This is a genomic window from Virgibacillus halotolerans (genome assembly GCF_016908515.1).
In the GTDB taxonomy this organism is placed as follows: domain Bacteria; phylum Bacillota; class Bacilli; order Bacillales; family Amphibacillaceae; genus Virgibacillus_M; species Virgibacillus_M halotolerans.
Genome location: NZ_JAFBEA010000001.1, coordinates 1,140,232 through 1,163,512, shown reverse-complemented (window position 1 = coordinate 1,163,512; position 23,281 = coordinate 1,140,232). Strand labels below are relative to the sequence as shown.

21 protein-coding genes are annotated in these 23,281 nt (G+C 38.5%); 17 read left to right on the top strand and 4 right to left on the bottom strand.

Annotated features, from left to right (window positions below; translation table 11 throughout):
* The first annotated feature begins 8 nt into the window (after positions 1–8).
* The 4 genes from JOC34_RS06340 to JOC34_RS06325 all read left to right on the top strand — a co-directional run bounded on the left by JOC34_RS06340 (position 9) and on the right by JOC34_RS06325 (position 4,878).
* Positions 9–1,313: an aspartate aminotransferase family protein gene (locus JOC34_RS06340; protein WP_205135855.1), complete on the top strand. Its 1,305-nt coding sequence runs from the start codon at positions 9–11 to the stop codon at positions 1,311–1,313.
* Between the two features lie 59 nt (positions 1,314–1,372).
* On the top strand, positions 1,373–2,743 hold the full coding sequence (locus JOC34_RS06335; RefSeq protein WP_205135854.1) for a YjiH family protein: 1,371 nt from the start codon (positions 1,373–1,375) through the stop codon (positions 2,741–2,743).
* Between the two features lie 31 nt (positions 2,744–2,774).
* Positions 2,775–4,130: an FAD-binding oxidoreductase gene (locus tag JOC34_RS06330; protein ID WP_205135853.1), complete on the top strand. Its 1,356-nt coding sequence runs from the start codon at positions 2,775–2,777 to the stop codon at positions 4,128–4,130.
* An 85-nt stretch (positions 4,131–4,215) separates the two neighbouring features.
* The gene (locus tag JOC34_RS06325) at positions 4,216–4,878 is read left to right on the top strand and encodes a reverse transcriptase-like protein (protein ID WP_205135945.1); all 663 of its coding nucleotides are present in this window, start codon (positions 4,216–4,218) and stop codon (positions 4,876–4,878) included.
* A gap of 179 nt (positions 4,879–5,057) precedes the next feature.
* Here JOC34_RS06325 and JOC34_RS06320 read toward each other — a convergent pair whose 3' ends face one another.
* Entirely contained in the window at positions 5,058–5,732 is a 675-nt protein-coding gene (locus JOC34_RS06320; RefSeq protein ID WP_205135852.1) for a GntR family transcriptional regulator, read from the bottom strand.
* A gap of 326 nt (positions 5,733–6,058) precedes the next feature.
* On the opposite strand from JOC34_RS06320, the gene JOC34_RS06315 reads away from it, so the two are divergent.
* Together JOC34_RS06315 and JOC34_RS06310 are read left to right on the top strand one after the other, a co-directional pair.
* Positions 6,059–7,078: a zinc-binding alcohol dehydrogenase family protein gene (locus tag JOC34_RS06315; RefSeq protein WP_205135851.1), complete on the top strand. Its 1,020-nt coding sequence runs from the start codon at positions 6,059–6,061 to the stop codon at positions 7,076–7,078.
* A gap of 98 nt (positions 7,079–7,176) precedes the next feature.
* Positions 7,177–8,529, top strand: coding sequence for a gluconate:H+ symporter (locus JOC34_RS06310; protein ID WP_205135850.1), 1,353 nt, complete (start codon positions 7,177–7,179; stop codon positions 8,527–8,529).
* A gap of 302 nt (positions 8,530–8,831) precedes the next feature.
* Here JOC34_RS06310 and JOC34_RS06305 read toward each other — a convergent pair whose 3' ends face one another.
* Positions 8,832–10,073 carry an aminopeptidase gene (locus JOC34_RS06305; RefSeq protein ID WP_205135849.1) on the bottom strand — a complete coding sequence of 414 codons (1,242 nt, stop codon included), beginning with the start codon at positions 10,071–10,073 and terminating at the stop codon, positions 8,832–8,834.
* Positions 10,074–10,957: 884 nt separating this feature from the next.
* Entirely contained in the window at positions 10,958–11,623 is a 666-nt protein-coding gene (locus JOC34_RS06300; protein WP_205135848.1) for a hypothetical protein, read from the bottom strand.
* A 343-nt stretch (positions 11,624–11,966) separates the two neighbouring features.
* Between JOC34_RS06300 and JOC34_RS06295 the strand changes: the two genes are divergently transcribed.
* Positions 11,967–13,676: an ABC-ATPase domain-containing protein gene (locus JOC34_RS06295; protein ID WP_205135847.1), complete on the top strand. Its 1,710-nt coding sequence runs from the start codon at positions 11,967–11,969 to the stop codon at positions 13,674–13,676.
* A 164-nt stretch (positions 13,677–13,840) separates the two neighbouring features.
* Here the strand turns inward: JOC34_RS06295 and JOC34_RS06290 are convergent, their stop codons facing one another.
* Positions 13,841–14,299 (bottom strand): hypothetical protein, encoded by a 459-nt coding sequence (locus JOC34_RS06290; protein WP_205135846.1) that lies wholly within the window; start codon positions 14,297–14,299, stop codon positions 13,841–13,843.
* A 478-nt stretch (positions 14,300–14,777) separates the two neighbouring features.
* Here JOC34_RS06290 and JOC34_RS06285 point away from each other — a divergent pair, with 478 nt between their 5' ends.
* The 10 genes from JOC34_RS06285 (at position 14,778) to JOC34_RS06240 (ending at position 23,215) form a co-directional block, all read left to right on the top strand.
* The gene (locus JOC34_RS06285) at positions 14,778–15,668 is read left to right on the top strand and encodes a LysR family transcriptional regulator (RefSeq protein WP_205135845.1); all 891 of its coding nucleotides are present in this window, start codon (positions 14,778–14,780) and stop codon (positions 15,666–15,668) included.
* Between the two features lie 135 nt (positions 15,669–15,803).
* The gene (locus JOC34_RS06280) at positions 15,804–16,592 is read left to right on the top strand and encodes an amino acid ABC transporter ATP-binding protein (RefSeq protein WP_205135844.1); all 789 of its coding nucleotides are present in this window, start codon (positions 15,804–15,806) and stop codon (positions 16,590–16,592) included.
* A gap of 36 nt (positions 16,593–16,628) precedes the next feature.
* Positions 16,629–17,300 (top strand): amino acid ABC transporter permease, encoded by a 672-nt coding sequence (locus JOC34_RS06275; protein ID WP_205135843.1) that lies wholly within the window; start codon positions 16,629–16,631, stop codon positions 17,298–17,300.
* Between the two features lie 19 nt (positions 17,301–17,319).
* Positions 17,320–18,126, top strand: a complete 807-nt coding sequence (locus JOC34_RS06270; protein WP_239544077.1) for a transporter substrate-binding domain-containing protein — start codon at positions 17,320–17,322, stop codon at positions 18,124–18,126.
* Positions 18,127–18,158: 32 nt separating this feature from the next.
* Positions 18,159–19,472, top strand: a complete 1,314-nt coding sequence (locus JOC34_RS06265; protein WP_205135842.1) for an LLM class flavin-dependent oxidoreductase — start codon at positions 18,159–18,161, stop codon at positions 19,470–19,472.
* A 33-nt stretch (positions 19,473–19,505) separates the two neighbouring features.
* A complete protein-coding gene (locus JOC34_RS06260) occupies positions 19,506–19,766 on the top strand; it encodes a glutaredoxin family protein (RefSeq protein ID WP_205135841.1) in 261 nt (86 codons plus the stop codon).
* A 217-nt stretch (positions 19,767–19,983) separates the two neighbouring features.
* Positions 19,984–20,715, top strand: coding sequence for a glucose 1-dehydrogenase (locus JOC34_RS06255; RefSeq protein ID WP_205135840.1), 732 nt, complete (start codon positions 19,984–19,986; stop codon positions 20,713–20,715).
* A gap of 19 nt (positions 20,716–20,734) precedes the next feature.
* Positions 20,735–21,577 carry an amidohydrolase family protein gene (locus JOC34_RS06250; protein ID WP_205135839.1) on the top strand — a complete coding sequence of 281 codons (843 nt, stop codon included), beginning with the start codon at positions 20,735–20,737 and terminating at the stop codon, positions 21,575–21,577.
* A 222-nt stretch (positions 21,578–21,799) separates the two neighbouring features.
* Positions 21,800–22,354 carry an NADPH-dependent FMN reductase gene (gene ssuE, locus JOC34_RS06245; RefSeq protein WP_205135838.1) on the top strand — a complete coding sequence of 185 codons (555 nt, stop codon included), beginning with the start codon at positions 21,800–21,802 and terminating at the stop codon, positions 22,352–22,354.
* Positions 22,355–22,633: 279 nt separating this feature from the next.
* Positions 22,634–23,215, top strand: a complete 582-nt coding sequence (locus JOC34_RS06240) for a DUF4256 domain-containing protein (protein ID WP_205135837.1) — start codon at positions 22,634–22,636, stop codon at positions 23,213–23,215.
* Positions 23,216–23,281 lie beyond the last annotated feature (66 nt).

The following is a 23,281-nucleotide window of genomic DNA, read 5'->3' as shown; positions in this document are numbered from 1 at the left end:
GAATAAAAATGGAAAATAAAGGTAATGATTGGCAGGAACTAGTGGGTTCCATTGGTAACTTTCTTGCCCCAAGTATGGCGAAGGATCACCCAAATCTTCCAGTAGTGAAAGCGGAAGGGTGTTATTACTATGGTGCAGACGGTAAACAATATCTGGATTTCACATCAGGAATAGCAGTAGAGAACGTGGGACACAGACATCCTAAAGTCGTACAAGCAATAAAAGATAGTGCAGATCATTTGGTGCACGGTCCATCGGGCGTTATTATCTATGAATCTATTTTAAAACTGGCGGAGGAGCTTCAGGGAATCCTCCCACCAAAGCTTGATAATTTCTTCTTTGGAAATAGTGGAACGGAAGCAATTGAAGGGGCATTGAAATTAGCAAAGTATGTATCGAAGCGTCCTTATGTTATTTCATTTACAGGTGGATTCCACGGTCGAACGATTGGCTCACTTAGTGTCTCTACGTCAAAAAGTAAATACAGAAAACATTTGCAACCGTCATGGTTAACGTACCAGTTGCCATATGCAAATCCTGTGGATTGTCCGGAAGACGTGGACCCAGAGATATTTTTCTCGGAAAAGTTGGAGAAAGAGGCGGCGGCCTTGTTTCGCCACCAGGTTGATCCAGAAGAAGTTGCTTGCATGATTGTTGAACCTGTATTAGGGGAAGGCGGTTATATCATTCCACCGAAGTCCTGGTTGAAGAAAATTCGTGAAATCTGTGATCGACACGGCATTTTATTGATTTTTGATGAAGTACAGACAGGATTTGGACGTACAGGTAACTGGTTTGCAGCACAAACTTTTGATGTTAAGCCAGATATCATGGCTGTTGCAAAAGGAATTGCGGCGGGTATGCCGCTTGGTGTCACCATAGCCTCTAAAGAATTAATGGCACAATGGCCAATGGGAGCACATGCGACAACTTTCGGTGGGAATCCGATAGCCTGTGCAGCTGCAAGAGCATCCATCGAAGTTATTAAAGAAGAAAACCTGCTTGATAACACTCGAAATATTGGAACATATACACTCGAAAAATTAATGGATTTGAAAAAGAATTACCCAATTATTCAAGATGTTCGTGGCGTTGGTTTAATGATTGGGATTGCGTTGCAGGATACGGAAACCGGTGAGCCTGATGGGGAAGCAGTGATGAAAGTATTGGATGGCTGTCTAGAAAAGGGCGTGTTGTTTTATCTTTGTGGTAACGCCGGAGAGGTTATTCGAATGATTCCACCATTAACCATTAATAAGGAACAAATCGATCATGGGTTAAATGTACTTGAAGAAGTGCTTGCTTCATTATAGAAAACTAGAAAGACCGCAAACAGAAGGGGATACCACAAGATAGAAATGAGGGTGTAATCATGAATAGTGAATCGAAACAAGAAGCGCAAGTAATCAATAAAGCAATTGATAAAAAGGGATTAATGCGATTTTTAATCCCTTCTTTATTCGGTGTGTTTATCTTTTTATTCCCCGTTTATGATGGAACTACATTCAATATTCCATTAGGCATCATCACTGAATTTGTTATTGATTCATTAACCGGTGCACTCCCAGCAATTGTTACCTATGTGATGTTAATTTCAGCAATATGTACCATTGTTACGGTTTCACTTAAGCCGAAATTCATCATGAATTCCGAAGTGCTTGTTTCTTTGTTCGATGTATCTGTTTTTTGGACAATGACAAGATTGATCGGAACTTTATTCGGCTTGATGACTTTTTATCAAATAGGACCAGATTTGGTAAAATCTGAAGTAACCGGTCAAGTTATGTTCGGTTTATTGACTACCCTAATTGTATGGTTTTTTGTCGCATCATACTTAATGCCACTGTTGATGAACTTTGGTGTTATGGAATTCTTTGGTTCCTTATTGCGAGATGTCATTCGACCACTATTTACATTACCAGGTCGATCAGCTATTGATTTGTTAGCGTCATGGGTTGGCAATGTAAATGTTGGAGTAGTGTTAACCCGGGAACAACACCGTGCTGGGTTTTATACTGGACGTGAAGCGGCTGCGATTGCAACCTGTTTTTCAACGGTTTCCTTACCTTTTTGTCTCGTCATTGCTGGCATGTTGGATATTGAACATAAGTTCCCAATCTTATATTTAACCATTTGTATAGCGGGTGTAGTCAGTGCGGTCATTATCCCAAGAATCCCCCCATTATCCAAAATTACTGATACCTATTATACGGATAGTGATTACTCGGAATTTGTTCCGGAAGGGGTCTCGAAATTCAGATGGGGTCTAAAACAAGCAGTTGAACGGGCGGAAGAGTCAGGTTCTTTTAAAGAGCAAATCAAACAAGGTACTGAAGTGTTTCTTGGTATTGTTTTTGTTCTCATACCACAAGTGATGGCGATTGGTACTGTTGCATTAATCATTGCTGAATATACCCCTTTCTTTGAGATTATTTCAAAGCCGATGGTACCTATTTTAAGCTTGATGCAAATACCGGAAGCTGCAGCAGCTGCCCCGGCAACAATCGTCGGTTTTATTGATATGTTTATTCCTGCTGTGCTAGCCTCTGGAATTGAAGCGGAAATTACAAGATTTGTGATTGCTGCATTATCACTGGTGCAAATTATTTACTTAACGGAGATGGGGACATTACTTATTATTTCAAAAATCCCTGTAGGCATAGGTCGTCTGTTTCTCGTATTTTTGGAACGTACGATTATTTCCTTACCGATCATCGTAATAATTGCACATATTATTTATTAGCGGATCAAAAATCTATTAAAGAGGTGCACCCATGTTTATCTCATTGCTAAAAGAACAAATAGGTAGTGACAAAGTCAGCCAAAGTGAATCTGAATTGTATCGCCATAGTCACGACGAGTCGCCACATCAAGCGATCGAACCGAAAGTAGTCTGTTTTCCGGAATGCAGTAAAGATATTGAAAAAATTTTAAATATAGCATATACGCATAACATTCCTGTTACCGCATTTGGTATTGGTTCAGGGTTGGAAGGGCAAGCCATTCCGATTCAAAAAGGAATTTCCCTTAACTTTGAACGTATGAATAATGTGGTTGACTTTTCACCCGAGGACATGACCATCACGGTACAACCAGGCATCACTCGGCTACAATTAAATAAATTGGTAAACCGACATGGGCTCATGTTTCCCATCGATCCCGGAGCAGATGCGACGATTGGAGGAATGGTCGCAACCAATGCTAGTGGAACAACCGCAGTAAGATATGGCTCCATAAGGAATCAACTGCTTGATTTGGAGGTGGTGTTAGCTGATGGAACAGTTATTCACACTGGTACACATGCCAAAAAGTCATCTTCTGGCTACCATTTAACAGGTCTGTTTGCTGGTTCAGAAGGTACTTTAGGGATCATTAGCGAAATAACGATACAACTGCACGGAATACCGGAGCATACGCTGATGGCCAGGTGTACTTTTGAAACACTGGAAGCTTGTGCGGAAGCATCCCAAACGATTTTATTGAGTGGTATTCCAGTGATGCGAATGGAATTGGTAGATGCAACGAGTATTGACCAAGTAAATACATATGGTGGCTACGATTATCCCATCAAACATACATTATTCTTTGAATTTGCCGGTATGCAAGCCGCTGTGAAGGAAGAATTAAAACTCGCGAAGGAGCTTTTACATGATCTTGGTTGTCAAGACTGGGAAGTAGCGAGCGATCCCAAAGAACAAAAGGAAGTTTGGAAATCAAGACACGAGCTGTCTTATGCGTATACACACATCCAAGGAACGCTCGATACAGGTGCAGATGTTTGTGTGCCAATCTCACGTGTTCCGGAAATGATTGTTTATGCACGGAAACTAATTGAGGAGAGCGGATTAAAGGGAGGCATTTTAGGCCATATAGGCGATGGCAACTTTCATACTATCGTCATCTTTGATCCCAAAATAGAAGGGGAACGGGAAAAAGCCTTCTATACGAATGAAGCCCTTGCGATAAGAGCGATTGAAGTCGGTGGCACTTGTACTGGAGAACATGGGGTGGGGCTTGGAAAGATGCAATTCCAGGAAGCAGAGCACGGAGCTGCGGTTGAAATTATGAAAAAAACGAAGCAAATGCTTGATCCTACAGGGGTATTGAACCCCGGGAAGATGTTTCGTTGAGTGAGGAAGATCCATATGAAATAAACCTGTTATAAAAAGGGCATAATGGATTTAGGAAGTACCAATGATTAAGGGTGGTATTCGTATGAATGTCAGCATCGTATTAACCTATCAAACGCCAAAGGGAACAGAAGCAACATTTCATTCAGATGAGATGCCTGCAAGTAAAGCAATGATGATTGCTGAGGATTTAGAAAGAACTGGACGTACAAAGCATTTAATTTTCATTGATAAGATGGAAAATACATGGAACTTAAAAGAATTAAAGAAGTTTATGGCAGAAATCCAGACCGAAGCCCATCATGTGACGGTCTATTTTGATGGTGGCTTTGATTTGAAAACAAAAAAATCAGGCTTAGGCTGTGTCATTTATTATGATAAAAATGAAAAATCATTTCGGTTGCGTAAAAATGCTTTAGTCGAGGAGCTTCATACCAATAATGAAGCAGAATATGCGGCACTGCATCTTGCATTGCAGGAATTAGCAATTTTGGAAGTACATCATTTACCAGTTACGATTGTCGGAGATTCCAAGGTTGTCATTAACCAATTAAATGATGAATGGCCGTGTTACGAAGCGGAATTGTCCAAATGGATGGATCGGATTGAAAATCAGATAAAGAAGCTGGGAATCACACCGGAATATGAAGTAGTTTCCCGAAAAGAGAACCGGGAAGCTGATCAATTAGCCTCACAGGCTTTAAAGGAAATTCAGGTCATGGGTACGAGAGAAGTACGAAGAGAATAATAGCCATCTACTTTTATTTCGTCAGTCGTCCACTGTGCGTCACTAAGAAAGAAGCTTTTAATAAAATACATCGAAGGAAAAGTGTATATCCTGCCAATGGAATAATAAAGGCATAATGTAATGGGCTGTCTAGTGATCCAAAACATTATAAAACAAACATGTGAGCCGCTAAGAAAGCCTCACATGTTTGTTTCTTTTGTTTTTTCAAAAAGCTGTGCAGCTTCCTCTTGTATACTTCTAATATGAGCGGAAATGACCGCAGTAAAAGCGGAAAAGTTCCTATCTTTTAGTGATTGATAAAGTTCCCAGTGATCTTGATGACGCTTTAGTGTGCTTGTAAGTGAAGTGGAGCGGACAATTCTGGATAAGGCAATATGCGTATTAAACGAGTTAAACAAATCCATTATTGTTTGATTGTTCGTTTCTTCCACTAAAGTATTGTGGAATTTCATATCCAGCTTGTTATACTTTTCAAATGAAAATGGCTTCGTGTCCAGCACGTGGTCCATTTCTTGAACTACCTTTCCCAATTTATCAATTTTATCTACAGATAAACGAGCAATCACTTGTTTCGCAGCCCATATTTCAACCATTAATCGTGCATCAAGTGTTTCGAGAAATGATGTGAAATCTACCTCGGTTACATAAGTTCCTTTGCGGGGAATGATTTCAATCAATCCATCATAGACAAGTTGATTGATTGCATCCTTTACAGGTGAGCGGCTGACGCCAAATTCATCTGATAGTTTATAAATATCCAGCTTATCCCCGGGTTGATATTCTCCGTCGATAATTTTTGTGCGTAATAAATCATATACTTGCTCTGTTAATAGAGAGGTTTCAATTTTAGCCATATTACAATATCCCCTTTGTCCATATTATCCCTGTTTATTCCTAAATCACACTAACATGAAACATGTCAGTGCAATTTAACGCGTCGTAATGCCATAGCATTACGATTATATATCTTTTTCACTAAAAAGAAAACACTGTCTATTTTAATCGAGTGGAGAAAGATAATAAAAGCGTTTGACATCTAAAAAAATATAATGTATTCTTTAAATGTAATATGTGAAATGTTACATGTCAACAAATTAATTTAGAATGAAAGCGTGACACTTGAAAAAACCTTTTTTTAACTAGATATGAAAAGGATTACAACATACAAGGAGTGGTCTTAATGAAAGCGATTCAAATTCCAGAAGCACATCGTATAGACATACTAGAGGTGCCAGAACCAACATTGGAACAAGCAAATGAGGTAAAGGTCAAAGTAAAAAGAGTAGGAATCTGTGGTTCGGATATGCATATTTATCACGGAACGAACCCACTTGCAACTTATCCAAGAATTGTGGGGCATGAAGTAGCCGGAGAAATAGTAGAAGTCGGTTCCAATGTAAGCAAAGTAGCAGTTGGGGACCACGTTGTTATCGAGCCTATTAGTTATTGCGGGGAGTGCTATGCGTGTAAAAGCGGCAGACCGAACGTTTGTAAAGAAGTATCCGTTTTTGGTGTACATGAAGATGGTGGAATGAGAGAATTTGCTGTACTTCCAGAAAGACAAGTGCATCAAGTAGATTCAGAGATTAATTGGGATGAAGCTGTCATGGCTGAACCCTATACGATCGGTGCTCAAGCAACATGGAGAGGAAATGTTCAAGAAGGACAAACTGTCTTTATCCAAGGCGCTGGTCCAATTGGTATTACGGTTTTGAAAATGGCTAAGCTACGTGGTGCAACAACGATTATATCCGATCTTACTAACGAAAGATTAGCGTTTGCGAGAGAGAATGGCGTTGATTATACGATCAATCCAGCAGAAGTCGATGTAAAGGAAAAAATCAATGAAATTACAGATGGCGAAGGTGCCAATGTAGTGATTGATGCTGTAGGTATGCCGCAAACATTTGAATTAAGTGTTGATGTTGCATCCCAAGCAGGTAATGTCGTTACACTAGGATTCAATGCAACACCATCATCGATTGCATTGATGCCAATCACGAAGAAGGAATTGACGATTACAGGATCAAGACTGCAAACCAATCAATTTGGCAAAGTAGTTGAGCTCATCAATACGAAGCAATTAACACATGATGGTCTCGTTACGCATCGTTTCCATATCGATGATGCCAAAGAAGCATTTCAGTTTATCGAGAATAACCCGGATAAAGTGCGAAAAGCAGTCATTGAGTTTGAGTAAAACCGTTTGCTAATCCAGCTATATGTAGCGTTTAACAGAATGAATGAAATAAAAAGTAGCATCATCATAACAGTTTAATTTAAAGGAGTGTGTAATTCGTGCCACTAATTATAGTCGCGCTCGGGATTGTTGTTTTACTCATCATGATCATGAAATTTAATTTAAATACATTTATTTCATTGGTTGTCGTCTCATTCTTGATAGCCCTCGCTTTGGGAATGCCAGTAAGCGAGATTGTTGGAACAATTGAAGCAGGTATGGGAGGCACTTTAGCAGGTATAGCGCTCGTCTTCGGACTTGGTGCAATCCTTGGTAAGCTCATTGCAGATTCAGGTGGTGCACAACGCATTGCCATGACACTCATTGATAAATTCGGTGAGAAGCGCATTCAATGGGCAGTTGTTGTTGCTGGGTTTATCCTGGGAATCGCATTATTCTTTGAAGTAGGACTCGTATTATTAATTCCGATTGTATATCAAATCTCTAAACAATTAAAAATACAATTTCTATGGTTAGGTTTGCCAATGGCGACTGCATTATCCGTCACCCACGCATTCCTGCCTCCACATCCTGGGCCAACTGTAATTGCTCAAGAATACGGTGCGAACGTAGGAATGGTATTGGTTTATGGGTTTATAATTGCCATTCCAACCGTCATTATTGCAGGTCCTTTATTTGCAAAAGTTGCAAGGAAGCTGGTACCATCTGCTTTTGAAAAAGAACCTAGTGGTAGCCTGGCTTCGATTGGTGATGCAAAGCAATATAAATTAGAAGATACACCAGGATTCGGTATCAGTGCATTTACAGCACTATTCCCAGTTATTTTAATGGCGCTTTCAACCATTATTACGTTAATTCAGGATGGGATGGAGCTAGAAGGAAATTGGTTCTTCGATATCGTGACAATGATTGGTTCGCCAACAACTGTTATGTTGCTCTCTGTCCTGCTTGCAGTATACACAATGGGGGTTGCAAGAAAGATTCCTATGAGCCAACTGATGAAGTCAGCGGAGAATGCAGTTGCAGCAATTGGAATGATGCTACTCATTCTTGGTGCCGGTGGAGCACTAAAACAAGTATTAATTGACGGTGGCGTTGGGGACTATGTTGCCCAGATCTTTGAAGGTAGTACCATTTCACCATTAATCTTAGCTTGGCTGATTGCTGCACTACTTCGGGTTGCACAAGGTTCCGCTACAGTAGCAGCTCTAACAACAGCCGGATTGGTTATTCCAATGATGGCGGGGACAGGCGTAAACGTAGAATTAATGGTGCTGGCAACAGGTGCAGGTAGTATCATAGCTTCCCACGTTAACGATACTGGTTTCTGGATTGTAAAAGAATCGTTTGGTTTGACCATGAAAGAAACGTTCTCAACATGGACAGTACTGGAAACGCTTATTTCAGTGAGTGGGTTAGTGTTTGTGTTGTTGTTAAGTTTGTTTGTATAAAATTATAGAGATAGAATTATTTACTAGAATAAAAACTGCTAGAAGGATGGCTTGATTTTGGAGCTGTTCAGCTAGTGGTTTTTTGATGGACATCTTGATAAATATGTTACCTTCAACTTTTAAAATTTTATAGTTGTATTAGGTGGCTTAAGATAACATATAAAAGTAGTTAAGTTGTCGATATGGACGCTTTTTTATAAACCTCCTCACATCCGTAACATAGATGTGAGGAGGTTTGCCTTCTTTCTAGACTGTTATCATGGATAGTCCTTTACCACTTTAGCGTAGTGAGGGACTGACCCCTAAATGGCCCAATCTCCGTTACGGAAAATTGGTACAGCCGTGCCATCTTTTTTGATACCGTCAATATCCATCTTGTCTGAACCGATCATGAAGTCAACATGGGTGGTGGAAACATTCATGCCATGTTCCTGTAATTCTTCTTCGCTCATTTTTGTTCCACCTTGGATCGTTGTCGGATAAGCCGCTCCGATCGCCAGGTGATTGGATGCATTTTCATCAAATAGCGTTTCGAAGAAGGTAATTCCTGATTGTGAAATAGGTGATGGATCCGGAACTAAAGCAACTTCACCCAAGCCAGTTGCTCCTTCATTGTCTGCGACCAATTTTTTAATCGTTGCGTCTCCTCTTTCAGCGGAGATGTCGGTAATTTTGCCATCTTTAAAATGCACTTCAATTCCTTCAATTAACGTACCAGCATAACTTAACGGCTTTGTACTGACAACGACACCATCCATACGATGTGTGTCGGGAGCTGTGAATACTTCTTCTGTCGGCATATTGGCAATAAACTCTACACCCTTAGGATCATAACTTTCCGCACTTTGCCAAATATGATTCTTCGGTAAGCCGAGCGTTAAGTCGGTCCCGGGTGCGGTGTAATGCAACGCATCAAACTGAATGTCATTTAATTTCGTTGCTTTTTCTTTTAGTGTTTCTTTATGTTCATTCCAGACCGCAACAGGATCATCATGATAGATGCGACACGTCTTAAAAATTTGGTCCCATAAGGCATCAACCTGTTCCTCAGAAGTTTTAATGTCAGGAAATACGTTACTAGCCCAGTCAGCACCAGCTGCAGCGGCAACGGTCCATTTCAAATCGTCATTTTGTGTTGCAACGCGCTGAGCTTTAAATGCTTTTCCAACCACTTTTTGATAAGCAGCAACTTTGTCAGGATCGACCTCATTCAATAGGTTTGGATCATTGGATAAGATAGAAAGTCGACAGACGCGATGGTTTAATACATGGTCTTCGGATTCTTCAATTTCGTATTGTGGAATGCTTGTCAATACTTTTTCAGACTGATGTAGGTAGTGTTGTTTGGTAATTTGATCATCGGACCATTTAACGATTACTTTTTCAGCACCTAGCGCATAGGCTTCTGTTGTGATCAAACGGGCTAAAGGCGCCTGATCAACTGCAATGGTCATTTTTACCCAATCACCGGATTGAACATTGATTCCTTTTGCGACTAACAATTCAGCATATTTTTGCAAGTTTTCATTGAAATTTGGTAGCATGGTTTTTTTCCTCCTGATTTATTCACTGTAATGATATTAGTATAGTAAAAGGGTACACGAATATGCAAATTGTGGGGATAATAAGTTTTTTCAATGAAAAAATAGCTAGTATGAAAAGTGTTTAGCTACTATACTGAATGAAAACTATGATGGCGATCTTCTGTATATGGAAGAAGAACTAGAAATGAAATTACACATATTCTCTTGGGATGATATGGAATTTGAAGAAGATTATGATGTGAAAGTGGAATTTAAATAAGATGTCGGATGAAAGGTGGCTTATGGGCTGCCTTTTTTTTGAGGGGAAATTTAATACTCAGTATGATCGTAGGTGCCGTCGTGTAAAAGAACAATTGAATAAAATCGACGGTATAGAATTTTATGATGCATTATAGAAAGTGTAATTAAGTATTCAAGGTGGTGGCTAATCCCTTAAAAGGGTGTGATGCCTATGTTAATTTTTGAGTCGTTAGTGATTATGATCAACTTTAGTTTGCCCTTACTAGCGTTGTTGACATACAAAGGGAATTTACAGTATATTACAAAAAAATTTCTTTTTTGGTGTATAATTAAATAAAGATATTCATATAATATAAAAGGGAATGGATAGTTTAACTACCCAGTCACATGTGTAATTGCCATTCAAAGTGGCGACCTTTATTTGGAAGAGAAAGATAACCTCCTAAACGCTGGCCAAAGTATTCAGGTGGTTATTTTTCTTTTTTTAATATAGCAGTTTGACGGTCAGTAGAGCCTCCTAAAAAATATAAGGAAAACATAAAATTTCAGGTGGAGATTTACTGCTACATAAGCCTTTTTTAGTCAATCATTTTTCCTATAATACTGAAAAACAGTGGAGCATTTGAGAATGCTCCACTGCTAATTTAATTGTTCAATTTATCGTATGCTTCGACTTGCATCTCATATTCGTATTCAACCATTTGAAAGTCATATTGCCAACTGTCCCAGGCATTTTGCATGATTTCTGCTTGAACATCATCAAGCTCGAGCTGCTTTAAACTATTATAGGATTCTGTTTGAATCTCTATTTCGTAATCAATCATTTGATAATCTGTATCCCAGTTTGTTTCTGCGTTATTTTTAATTTGGGATTCCACTTCCGAATCATTTAGGTCAGCTATCGGATTACTAGCCGTTGCAGCAGAAGCGGGTTCGGACTTTTCTTCTTTTTCTTTCTTCGCCTTGGCTTCTTTATCAGCTTTTTCCTCTTCCTTTGAAATAATTTCCTTTTCCTTATCTTCCAGTTCCCCTTCAATTGTTTCCAATTCTTTTTCCTTGTCATCTAGTTCTTTTTCTCTTTCATCCAAATCTTCAGCTTTGATATCCAGGTCTTTTTCCTTGGTATTTAATTCTTTTTCTTTGTCTTCTAGTGCTTCTAAATCTGTTGGATTTTCCGTTGCTTCCGCATCCTCATTAACACCAACAAGATTTGCTAATACTGGTATCCCAATTAATACGATGATTCCCCAAACCCACCAACGTTTAAAAAATGTTTTTTTTACTTTTGATTGACCTTCTTCATCAGTCATTGGAATCCTCCTGTTAACAAGTGATTTTTAATAGTTAAATAGTACCATGACTAATGAATTAAGTATATATAAAAATGGAAATTTTCATTTAAAAGAACAAAATATAGATAAGGGGTTTAAAGAAGGGCATGTAAGTATGACCGTGCACGAATTAATACGCTTCATATTACTTATCATTACTTGCTTCCATTACATGTATGTCAAATATTTAATCGTAATAATATGCTTGCAAAAAGGATTCCTTTCAAACAAAACTTTAAAATGAAATAAAAATCATTTACAATAATACGCACACACTTTTACATAAAATGATTTTTATTCGCAAAGAAACGGAGGCATAACATTGAACAATTTAAAGAAAGCATTATCAAGAATAGATGGCAAAGGCTATAAAGCGTATAAAGACATTCAAGGTTCCTATTCATTTCAGAAATATCATCTTCTGATAGATTATGTACAAGGGGATCCGTTTGCGAGTCCTTCGAAAATCAGATATATCGTTCCGCGTGAAAATACCATTGTTGAAGATTCCTGGTTTGAAAACCGTCAGCGTAAAATTGCGCTTGAAGACCATATCGCTCGCTTAGTCGCGGATTCCATTCAACAAAACGCTCCAAGGGCAATGGGGACAGGAAAGAGTGGCATGATTACGAACGATCGACCTGGACAAGAAGTGATGGAACGAACGGCAGTAGAGGTAACAGGGAAGGAAATTACGATTTGTCTCAGTGTTGGGTTACCTGCAAGGGGGAGAAGCGTGCTTGGGCAGCAAGCGGAAAAGCTGTTTTTCAGTCATTTGCCCAAAATACTGGCGCAATCTATTTTTTCACTTGATCCTGAAGCGATTCATGCTGTGGTTGTGTTGGCTGACCAACAACAGGTGATCCGTCAATATATGGCAGCGCATCAGTTGGTTGCGTTTGTAGCAGATGGTTCGGTGCTTCCGCGTGCTAGTGGAATTAGTGATCAACCGCTCACAAACAAAAATGTCGTTCCTTTTAAAGCACCAGAAGAAATGCAGATAGAGATACCTATTCCACATCGTGCGGATCCAATAAAAGGAATGGGTATTCATCAGGGAATTACCGTGATCGTTGGTGGAGGCTATCATGGTAAAAGTACTTTATTACAGGCCATTGAACGTGGGGTGTATGATCATAAAGCGGGAGATGGTCGTGAGTTTGTCTTGACAGATCCTACTGCATATAAAATTCGAGCGGAAGACGGTCGCAAAGTAACTCGTGTTGATATCTCTCCATTTATTCAGAACTTGCCATTTGGAAAAGACACAACACACTTTTCATCAGAGAATGCGAGTGGAAGTACATCCCAGGCAGCGAACATTATAGAAGCTCTGGAAGCAGGAACACAAACTTTGCTGATCGATGAAGACACAAGCGCCACCAATTTTATGATCCGTGATAGCCGTATGCAAGCATTGGTCGCCAAAGAAAAAGAGCCGATTACGCCTTTTATCGATAAAGTGAAACAATTGAAACAGGATTACGATGTATCTACGATTCTTGTGATGGGTGGATCAGGTGACTATTTTGAGGTAGCCGACACAGTTATTATGATGGAGCAATATCAGCCATTTGATGTAACACAAAAAGCACAGGAAATAGCCGATTCTAAAACGATCAAACGACAGCAAGAAGGCGGCAAGGAATTTGGGGTGATTACAAAAAGGATACCACACCCAAATAGTCTTAATAGCCACAAGGGTCGGAAGGAAAAAGTCGCTGTGCGCGGATTGTCGCGTATTCAATATGGCAACACCGACCTGGAGCTTGATCAAGTGGAACAACTCGTCGATCCTAGTCAAACGAGAGCCATTGCAGAAATTCTTCATCACATGGAGAAAAAAGGATTGTTGAAGAAAAAGCAGGACTTCACTGTTCTATTAAAGCAAGTGAACCAACAAATCGATGAACAGGGACTGGCTTCATTTACGCCTTTTCCAAATCAACATCCTGGAGATTTAGCTCGACCACGAACGTTCGAAATTGCAGCCGCAATGAATCGGTTAAGAACCCTGATGATTGAATCATAATTATTTATTTCACGGGATATATTTATCAGTGATATAAAAGAAAAGTATTGAGTGCGCTATAGGGAAAGCCTGAATCAAGTGTGGCTGATTCAGGCTTTCTTTATAATGGAATATAATACACATAACAAAGGGAGAAAAGATATAACTATTTTGGCTACAGCCAATTAATCTGATTTATATATTTTTTGTTGCCACTTGTGGTAAAAATAAATAATGAATGAGAGGCCAAAGATCACTAAAAAATACTCCCAAGGAGCGATATTCTCATATGTGGCAATATCTAGAACACTTAAGAACGGGAGCGCAATAAAAGCCATAAATGCATCCATGATTATATTTACAACGATATACAGTAAAAAGCCGTGTGATGTGAATCTGAATATCCAAAAGGTACCAACAGCGAAAACACCATAAACGAAGCTTACGTCAATCATATAGCCCCAAGGAACAATCTGCTTATGCATGATCCACCATTCATATGTATAAGCAATTTGAAAGATAATTGTCATTAATAATGAAGTGAAAATAGTGACAGGCATATACCTTCTTCGTTCTTCTGGACTAGTGAAAAACAAAGTAAACCAAGGCACTATCAAGCCAGCAAGCATAATTATATGGACCATGAAATAAATTCACTCCTTCTCTAAAAATTATTGTTTCCGCTAGGGGGTGAATTTATTCAATTAAGTTACAGCCATCTCATTAAATGCTTTGCCTGTATTTTTGTTTCCCATATGGACACAATCTTTCAATATTTATTATCCCTTAAAAACTTAACAAAGTTCAGTAAAACTTACTAGCATCTATAAGCCCAAAATTCACTTATCTATTAACTTTAATTATTTCATGTATAATTAGCATGTAATTAAATTTATTATCCAATAAAACTATAAGAACCATTTGTTGTCATTAACAGGGAAAGTAAAAAATATGTCCGGCAACATGTCATTTTACTATAAGAATTCATATATAACGTGCTGAAAAATAAAACGTAAGTGCTTATATAGAATCCAAATTGGACATCCTTTTCATTAGTTCCTTAAACAGAAACAATACATAAAATTTTCAGTAATTTATTTAGTCTGTCAGGGAGGAATCATCATGAACATCGAGAATATTGAGGCCTTTATATTAGTAAATCACTTTGGCAGTATTAATAAAGCATCGAAAGCATTGTTTTTATCCCAGCCAACAGTAACAGCACGAATTCAATCATTAGAACGAGAGCTAGATACGAAACTATTTGACCGGGTTGGAAAGCAGTTAGTCATTACCGAACAAGCAAAAGAATTTCTTCCATTTGCGGAAAGAATTATTCAAACTTATAAAACAGGGAAAAAACGAATGAAAGAAAAAGAAGGTACCGATCAGCTGGTGATTGGTTCTACTCGATTAGCAAATGACTATTTAATTCCTTACATTATCCCGAAAATAGCTGAAAAATATGAAAATGTAAAAATGAAACTCCATACAGGATCGAGTGATGAGATATTACAAAAAGTACTGGACCGGGAAGTGGATATTGGTTTTGTAAGTAATCAGGATCATACGTTAGTAGAATCTGCGGCTGTTTTAGAGAGCCCAATTCGGCTATTTGTGCAACCAGAACATCGTTTAGCAAAAACAGAAACCATTGATGTAGAAGAAATTGCGAAAGAGGATATTGTATTTTTTGAATGTGGTTCGCTAGATTGGTCAATGGTTCACAATCTTTTTCAGAATTTGCCGCAAGTTCCAGATATAAAATACGAAGTAGACAGCATGGAAGCAGCCAAGGAACTACTTTTGAATGGGACAGGTATTGGTTTCTTGCCAGAAATATGCGTTCGAAAAGAGCTTCGTGCGAACAAGCTTCAAGCAGTAGATATCCCTATCTTATCTAAGCTTTCTCTTAAAACGGACAGTATCTACTATAAGGGAGAAAAACCTACTTATTTTGGCTCAATCTATCAAATTGCTAAAAATGAGGGGAGTAATATTGAAGGCATATAGAGAAACTCTATATGTTTATAAAAAAATATGAATAACTAACAGAGGAAATTCTGTGCTATACTAACATATAATTAAAGTGTAGTAATTCACAGTGATTACTTTGTTTTATCTTTAGCATCGTAAAAGGAGGATACAATGATTAAGGTTTCTCATCTAAAAAAGAGCTTTCAGCAGACGGAAGTTTTAAAAGATATTAGTTTTAACGTAGAGAACGGTGAAGTAGTAGCAATTATTGGGCCTTCTGGTTCTGGTAAGTCTACATTGCTCCGTTGTTTAAATTATTTGGAGAATCCAGATGGAGGACAACTTGAAATCGGAGAAGTTGTTCTAGATACAAAAAAGGCTACTCGGTCGCAAATTAACAATATACGTAAACAAACCTCGATGATTTTTCAGCATTATAATTTATTTAAAAATAAAACGGCTTTGGAAAATGTTACCCATTCCTTAGTTGTAACGAAAAAAATGAAAAAAGAAGTTGCAGCGGAAATAGGTCGCGACCTATTAAAGAAAGTTGGTTTGTTGGATAAAGCGGATAGTTACCCAGTGAAACTATCAGGAGGACAACAGCAGAGAGTTGGGATTGCAAGAGCGTTAGCGGTTGATCCACATGCGATTTTGTTTGATGAGCCAACTTCGTCCCTTGACCCTGAATGGGTAGGTGAGGTGCTGCGAGTGATCTCCGGAATAGCGGAGGGACGCAAAACAATGATTATTGTGACGCATGAAATGAATTTTGCTCGGGAAATTGCTGACAAAGTAATTTTTATGGCGGATGGTTATATTGTAGAACAAGGAAAACCGGAGGAAATATTTGATTACCCAACAAACGAAAGAACGAAAAAGTTTCTGCAAGATTATCAAAAACAGGTGGGTGACTTTCAAACCAATGGTTCACCTTCTGTTAGGGAAGTAATGAAATAAGCATGAAGGATTTGAATAGAAGTTGGCGGTGTTTTTATGAATTTTGATATTGGCTATATGATTGAAATTATTCCAGAACTACTAAAATATATACCAATTACTTTATATATGGCAATTGTTTCGATGATAATTGCCATTATCGTTGGTGGTATTTTAGCTGTTATTCTTGTAAATAGGGTGCCTGTTATTTTGCAACTAGCAAAAGTTTATATTTCCTTCTTTAGAGGGACACCTGCGCTCGTACAATTGCTTTTGATTTATTTTGGATTACCACAGCTGATTCCAACTTTTAACAGCATCGGTGCTGAAACTGCAGCAATCATTGCTTTTAGTCTAAACACATCAGCCTATTTAGCAGAAATATTTCGGGCTGGACTCGTATCTGTGGATGAAGGGCAAACAGAGGCAGCGGCAACAGTTGGTATGACTTATGGTCAAACGTTGCGAGGAATCGTCTTGCCACAGGCTGTTCGGAATGCGATTCCAGCGACAGGAAACACATTTATTGGCTTATTAAAAAATACCTCATTGGCATTCACAATTGGTGTCACCGAGTTATTGGCCCAAGGGAAACTGATAGCATCTGCAACGCTTAATTTTTTCGAAGCATATCTTGCAGTAGGACTGATTTACTGGGCATTAACCGCTTTATATAGTAGGCTGCAAACTTGGTATGAAAAGAAAATAAATCTACCATACGAAAGATAACAACAGGAGGAATTGCGATTTGAAAAAGCAAATTATTTTTATAATGATGATAGGACTTTTATTCTTAACAGCTTGCGGGAGTAACGCTGCTGAAACAGAGAACAGTTCAGATAAGAAAGATGTCATAAAAGTCGGTGCAATGCCGGATGCGTATCCCCACTTTTATATGGAAGATGATGAATTGAAAGGCTTCTCTGTTGATATCACAGAAAAAATCATTGAAAAAGCTGGATATGAAATTGAATGGGAAGTTGCAGATTGGTCAGGTCTTATCGCTTCACTGGAAACAGGGAAAATAGATACATTGGCTGATTTTGCAGACACTCCAGAAAGACAAAAGAAATTTGATTTCACGGATACTTATTTTTATTCGCGGGTTGGGATTGGGGTTAGTGAAGATAATGACTCCATCCAATCATTAGAAGATTTAAAAGGAAAAAATGTTGCGAATTTACTTGGTTCCAATTACGGGGAAGTCCTAAAAGAAAATGATCCAAATGACGAAATTGAATTGACAACTTTTGACGGGTTGGAAGTGATCTTTCAAAACGTTGCTAACGGGAAAAATGATGCATATGTATCGGGCAGAGAATCCATGTTAGCGATGGTAAAGGATAAAGATATCGCTTTGAAAGTTATTGACTATTCCTTTGGCGAAAAACCTGTTGGATTCCCTTTTGGAAAGACTGAAGAGAATGCACAGATAATATTGGATTTGAACGAAGCGATGGATGAGCTCCATGAAGATGGAACATTAAAGGAAATTTCCGAAGAATGGTTTGCTGAAGATGTGACCGTTAGCGGAGAAGGAGATAGCGAAGAGTAATCCGAAAATAATGAGAAAGCAGTGATCAATACATGTCTGATAAAAATATCAAATTAGGTGTTTTATTATATGGACCTGGTGCCCATATGAATTCATGGAAAGCGGAAGATGTAGAGAAAGATGCCAGTATTAATTTTAATCATTACTTAAATCTAACGAAAAAGGCGGAAGAGGCGGGTGTCTCCTTTGTATTTATTGCGGATGGATTATATATTGATGAAAAATCAATTCCGCATTTTCAAAATCGTTTCGAGCCGCTGACATTGTTATCCGCTCTTTCAACTCTAACATCTAAAATCGGTTTAGTTGGAACGGTGTCCACTACATATAGTGAGCCATTTAATATTGCCCGCCAATTTGCGTCATTGGATAAGATTAGTGGTGGGCGCGCCGGTTGGAATGTAGTTACATCCCCATTACAAGGTAGTGCAGGTAATTTTAATAAAGGGAATCACCCAGAGCATGCTTTACGTTATGAGATGGCTGGAGAGTATCTAGAAGTAGCACAGGGATTATGGGATTCATGGGAAGACGATGCTTTTATTAGAGATCGTGAAACCGGTAAGTTTTATGATGAAGATAAAGTACATACACTGGATCATAACGGAAAATTCTTTAACGCAAAGGGTCCGTTAAATATTGACCGTTCAAAGCAAGGTCAGCCCGTTATTTTCCAAGCTGGAGCATCTGAATCAGGAAGAACTTTTGCAGGGAAGCATGGTGAAATAATCTTTAACGCAGCAAGTACATTCGAAGAAGCAAAAAAATATTACGATGATGTAAAAACAAAAGCAGAAGAAAATGGACGCAATCCAGAAGAAGTGCGCATTTTGCCTGCTTTAACTCCAATCATTGGTGCAACGGAAGAAGCAGCAGAAGAAAGATATAATGAGATTAAAAATCTTGTAACGATTGAAGAAGCATTGAATTTCTTGAGTCGCTATTTTGATCATTTTGATTTTAGTGGGTACCCGCTGGATGAGCCGTTTCCTGACATTGGCGAAGCTGGAAAGAATGCATTCCAATCAACAACGGATGAGATCAAACGTCAGGCGAAAGAAGAAAACTTAACACTTAGAGAAGTAGCATTGCGCGAGACTACACCAAAAAGTCACTTCTTTGGGACTTACGAACAAGTAGCAGATAAGATGATATATTGGGTGAAAAACGGCGCTGCAGATGGATTTATGCTAAACATGCATATTTTCGGTGCGGATTATGACAAGTTTATCAACCATGTCATTCCGATTTTAGAGGAAAAGGGCTATTACAACCGTAATTATGAAAGTGATACATTACGCGGAAATTTAGGCTTATCCTTTAAAGAAAATCGCTATAAAAAATAAAAAAACAGCAAAAATAAAAGGAGAATGAGAAAAATGGCAAATGAAAATTTAAACGTAGTCGTTTGGTCAAAACAAGGATGTAGTTATTGTGCAGAAGTGAAAGATTATTTAAGTGAAAAAAGTATTCCTTATAAAAATATTGATGTTACCGGACATGACGATAGAAGAGAGATTTTAAATGCAAAATATGGCGTTAGTCACGTACCTGTTGTTGAAATTGGAAAAGGAAACCAATACGAAGCCGTAACAGAACTAGGCGTCGAACACATTGAAAAAGTACTAGAAAAATATTAAAAATGATGTGTGGGAACGGTTCTCCTGCGTCACTAGGGGTGCCTTTCCTCATTGCGTTTCATAAGGGGTCAGTTCCCCACTACTTTAAAGTGACAGAGTTGTGGTGGAACTGACCCCGTCTTCTTATTTAAGAAAATTACATTTAAGTGGAAAAATGACGAGTTGTTTCATTTATAAAAAAAGGGACTATTCTACAGATAAATTAGGGGGATTTTCAATGGGAAGAGTGGAAGGAAAAGTTGCAATTGTAACAGGTGGAGCCAGTGGAATGGGGGCTTCGCATGTAAAAAGATTAATAGCTGAGGGGGCTAAAGTTGTTTTCACGGATGTTTCGCTAGAAAAAGGAAAAGCGTTACAAGCAGAGCTCGGGGACAATGCATTGTTTATCGAACATGATGTGACAGAGGAAAACCGCTGGAAAGAAGTCATTGGAGAAGCGGAAAAAGCTTTTGGATATGTGAGTATTCTTGTTAATAATGCTGGGGTCAACTACAGTGAATCGATTGAAGTGTTTCCAGTTGAAGCGTATCGGCGTGTAGTAGATATAAACCAAATGGCTGTTTTCTTGGGGATGAAAGCGGTAGTGCCTTCCATGAAAAAGGCAAAGAGTGGTTCTATTATTAACATCTCGTCCATAGGTGGTCTAAGAGGTCGTAAAGAAAGTATTGCCTACTCCGCTTCGAAATTTGCAGTTACAGGTATGACTAAAGTAGCGGCATTAGAATTAGGTCAATATCAAATTCGTGCTAACTCTATTCATCCAAGTTTAGTGAACACGGAGATGTTCTCAGAACAAAGTGGGGGCGGTACAGTTGCTGCAGATCGTCCGTTAAACCGAGTGTTAACGAAAGAAGAAGTATCCAACTTAGTTCTTTATCTAGCTTCGGACGAGTCAAGTTATACAACAGGCGCCGAATGTGTTATTGATGGTGGACTTACTGCCAGATAATGAAAGGAGGAACGATAAAATGATTATAGATTTTAAAATGAAGGCTCCGATTCCTCATTGGGAAGATATGTTTGAAAATGGCAAGACTGCGTTAAACGGTATTTTTACAAGATTAGACCATGTTAAGCAAACACAAGCAAATTCATTAAAAGATGTGTTGACTGAAATGGATGATCAAGACATTACCTATTCCGTTATTTTAGGAAGAAATAATGAAGCCGGTAGTTCGAATGAAGAATTACTAGAATTTTTAACAAGCAAAAGTGGCGAACGTTTTTTCGGATTCATTGGTATTGAAGATATGACGGTCGACGAAGCGGTAGAGGCCATTCATAAATATGCGAATACGGGAGCCTTCCATGGCGTACAGGCAATCGCATCTAAGATTAAACCGCTAACACCAGTAGGCGATCCTAGTTTAGACCCGATATTTGAGGCTTGTATTGAACATGATTTACCGTTTTGTTATACATTAAGTATGCTTATCTCTATTATGAGCGAAAAACCAGATTATGATTATATTCATCCAAAACATTTAATGCGTGTAGCAAATAAATATCCAGAGTTAAAAATCATTATTTCACATGCAGCATGGCCATTTGTGCAAGAATCAATTGCTGTAGCAACTCATTTTCCAAATGTTTATTTGCTTCCGGACTTTTACATTGCTTTTCCGGGTGGAAATCAATATGCGGAAGCAGCGAGATCAGGATTAGCAGATCAGATTTTGTTCGGTAGTTGCTATCCTAACGTACCTTATGATTTCTCAATAGCGCATTATCGGAATCATAATTTAGAGCCAGAAATATTGGAAAAAGTATTATATAAAAATGCCGCTCGATTATTAAAGGTTGATAGATAATTTCTCATTTCATATAGAGTAAATACGGGGAGCATTTTAAAATATCATTAACTAGTAGCAAAGAGGTGATGTGTACCATGTGCCGATTGTTGAAATTGGCAAGAACAATCAATATGAAGCCGTGACAGGTTTGGGCTTTTCTATATGCAAATTCGGCGATTCGATAAGCCTAGAGTGAATGCCAGATTTTCTGAAAAAGTGAATAAGAAAGGATCATGTGCTATGAGTGATATCGTTATTATATCAGGCAGCCCTTCCGAACTTTCCAGATCGGAAAAGCTCCTCCAATATATAGGCTCCACCATGAGAAAAGAACATTATTCGGTAACTTTTATTTCTATCAAAGATATTCCTGCAGAGGATTTGGTGCAGGGAAATTATGAAAGTCCTGTATTACAGCAAATTACTCAACACATACAAGAAGCAAGCGGAGTGATTGTTGGATCCCCCGTTTATAAAGCCGCTTATTCAGGAGTGTTAAAAGCGTTGTTTGATCTTTTGCCACAAGACGTTTTATATGATACATATGTGCTTCCCATCATGACTGGAGGCAGCCCGTCCCATATGCTAGCAATGGATTATGCTTTAAAACCGCTTGTATCTACGATGAAAGGACTACCTTTAAAGGGTCTCTACTATATAGATAGTCAATTGGATAAGCATCAAGAAAACCCAATCATCGATGAAGAAATATTAGACCGCACAAAAAAACAACTATTTTACTTCTTAGAAAAAATAGGACTAAAAAAAAGTATAAGCAATGCTACGATTAGATAGTGTATCAACTGTGCCTACTTATGCACCGCGGAAATTACGGCGTGGCTGTTTAGGTATGGAGTAGATTTATCGCTCTATTATATAGTTCAGTTATTTAAAAAATGACTGGATAGGAAAATGAAGAGTACGACCGATAGCTTCACTAAAAGCCCCTGTACATCAACGTGTACAGGGGTTTTTATAATGACTCTAAAGTAACATGTTTGATGATACTTTTCAGGAACGGAATAATTGTATATACTTAATCCACTTGAATAGAAATAATAGGAGGAAACTAATATGACAAAGGGAAATGAAATCAGCAATAATAATGATTTGTCATTAGAACAACGTGAAGCATTAATTAGCGCATTGAAAGCCCGTTTCGAGGACAACATGAACCGCCACCAAGGTCTTGAATGGGCTCAAGTCCAAGCCAAGCTGGATGCTAATGCCGAAAAACTATGGTCGCTTCATGAAATGGAAAGAACTGGCGGTGAACCCGATGTTGTTGATCATGATAAAAAGAAAGATGAATACATTTTTTATGATTGTTCAGCGGAAAGTCCTAAAGGTCGCAGAAGTGTTTGTTATGACCGTGAAGCACTGGAGTCAAGGAAAAAACATAAACCAGAAAATAACGCGCTGGATATGGCAACTGCCATGGGCATTGACCTTTTAACGGAAGAACAATATCGAGCGTTACAGAAACTTGAAAACTTCGATATGAAAACATCGAGTTGGGTGCAAACGCCATCTGATATTAGAGAACTCGGGGGCGCCCTTTTTTGTGATTATCGCTACGGGAAGGTTTTCTTATATCACAATGGCGCTTCTTCTTACTATGGTGCTAGAGGATTCCGTGGTTCGCTAAAGGTCTAAACTTTGCACAGACAACTAATGGACGCTTTTCTTTAACAGGAAGGCGTCTTTTTTCGTCTTTCGACT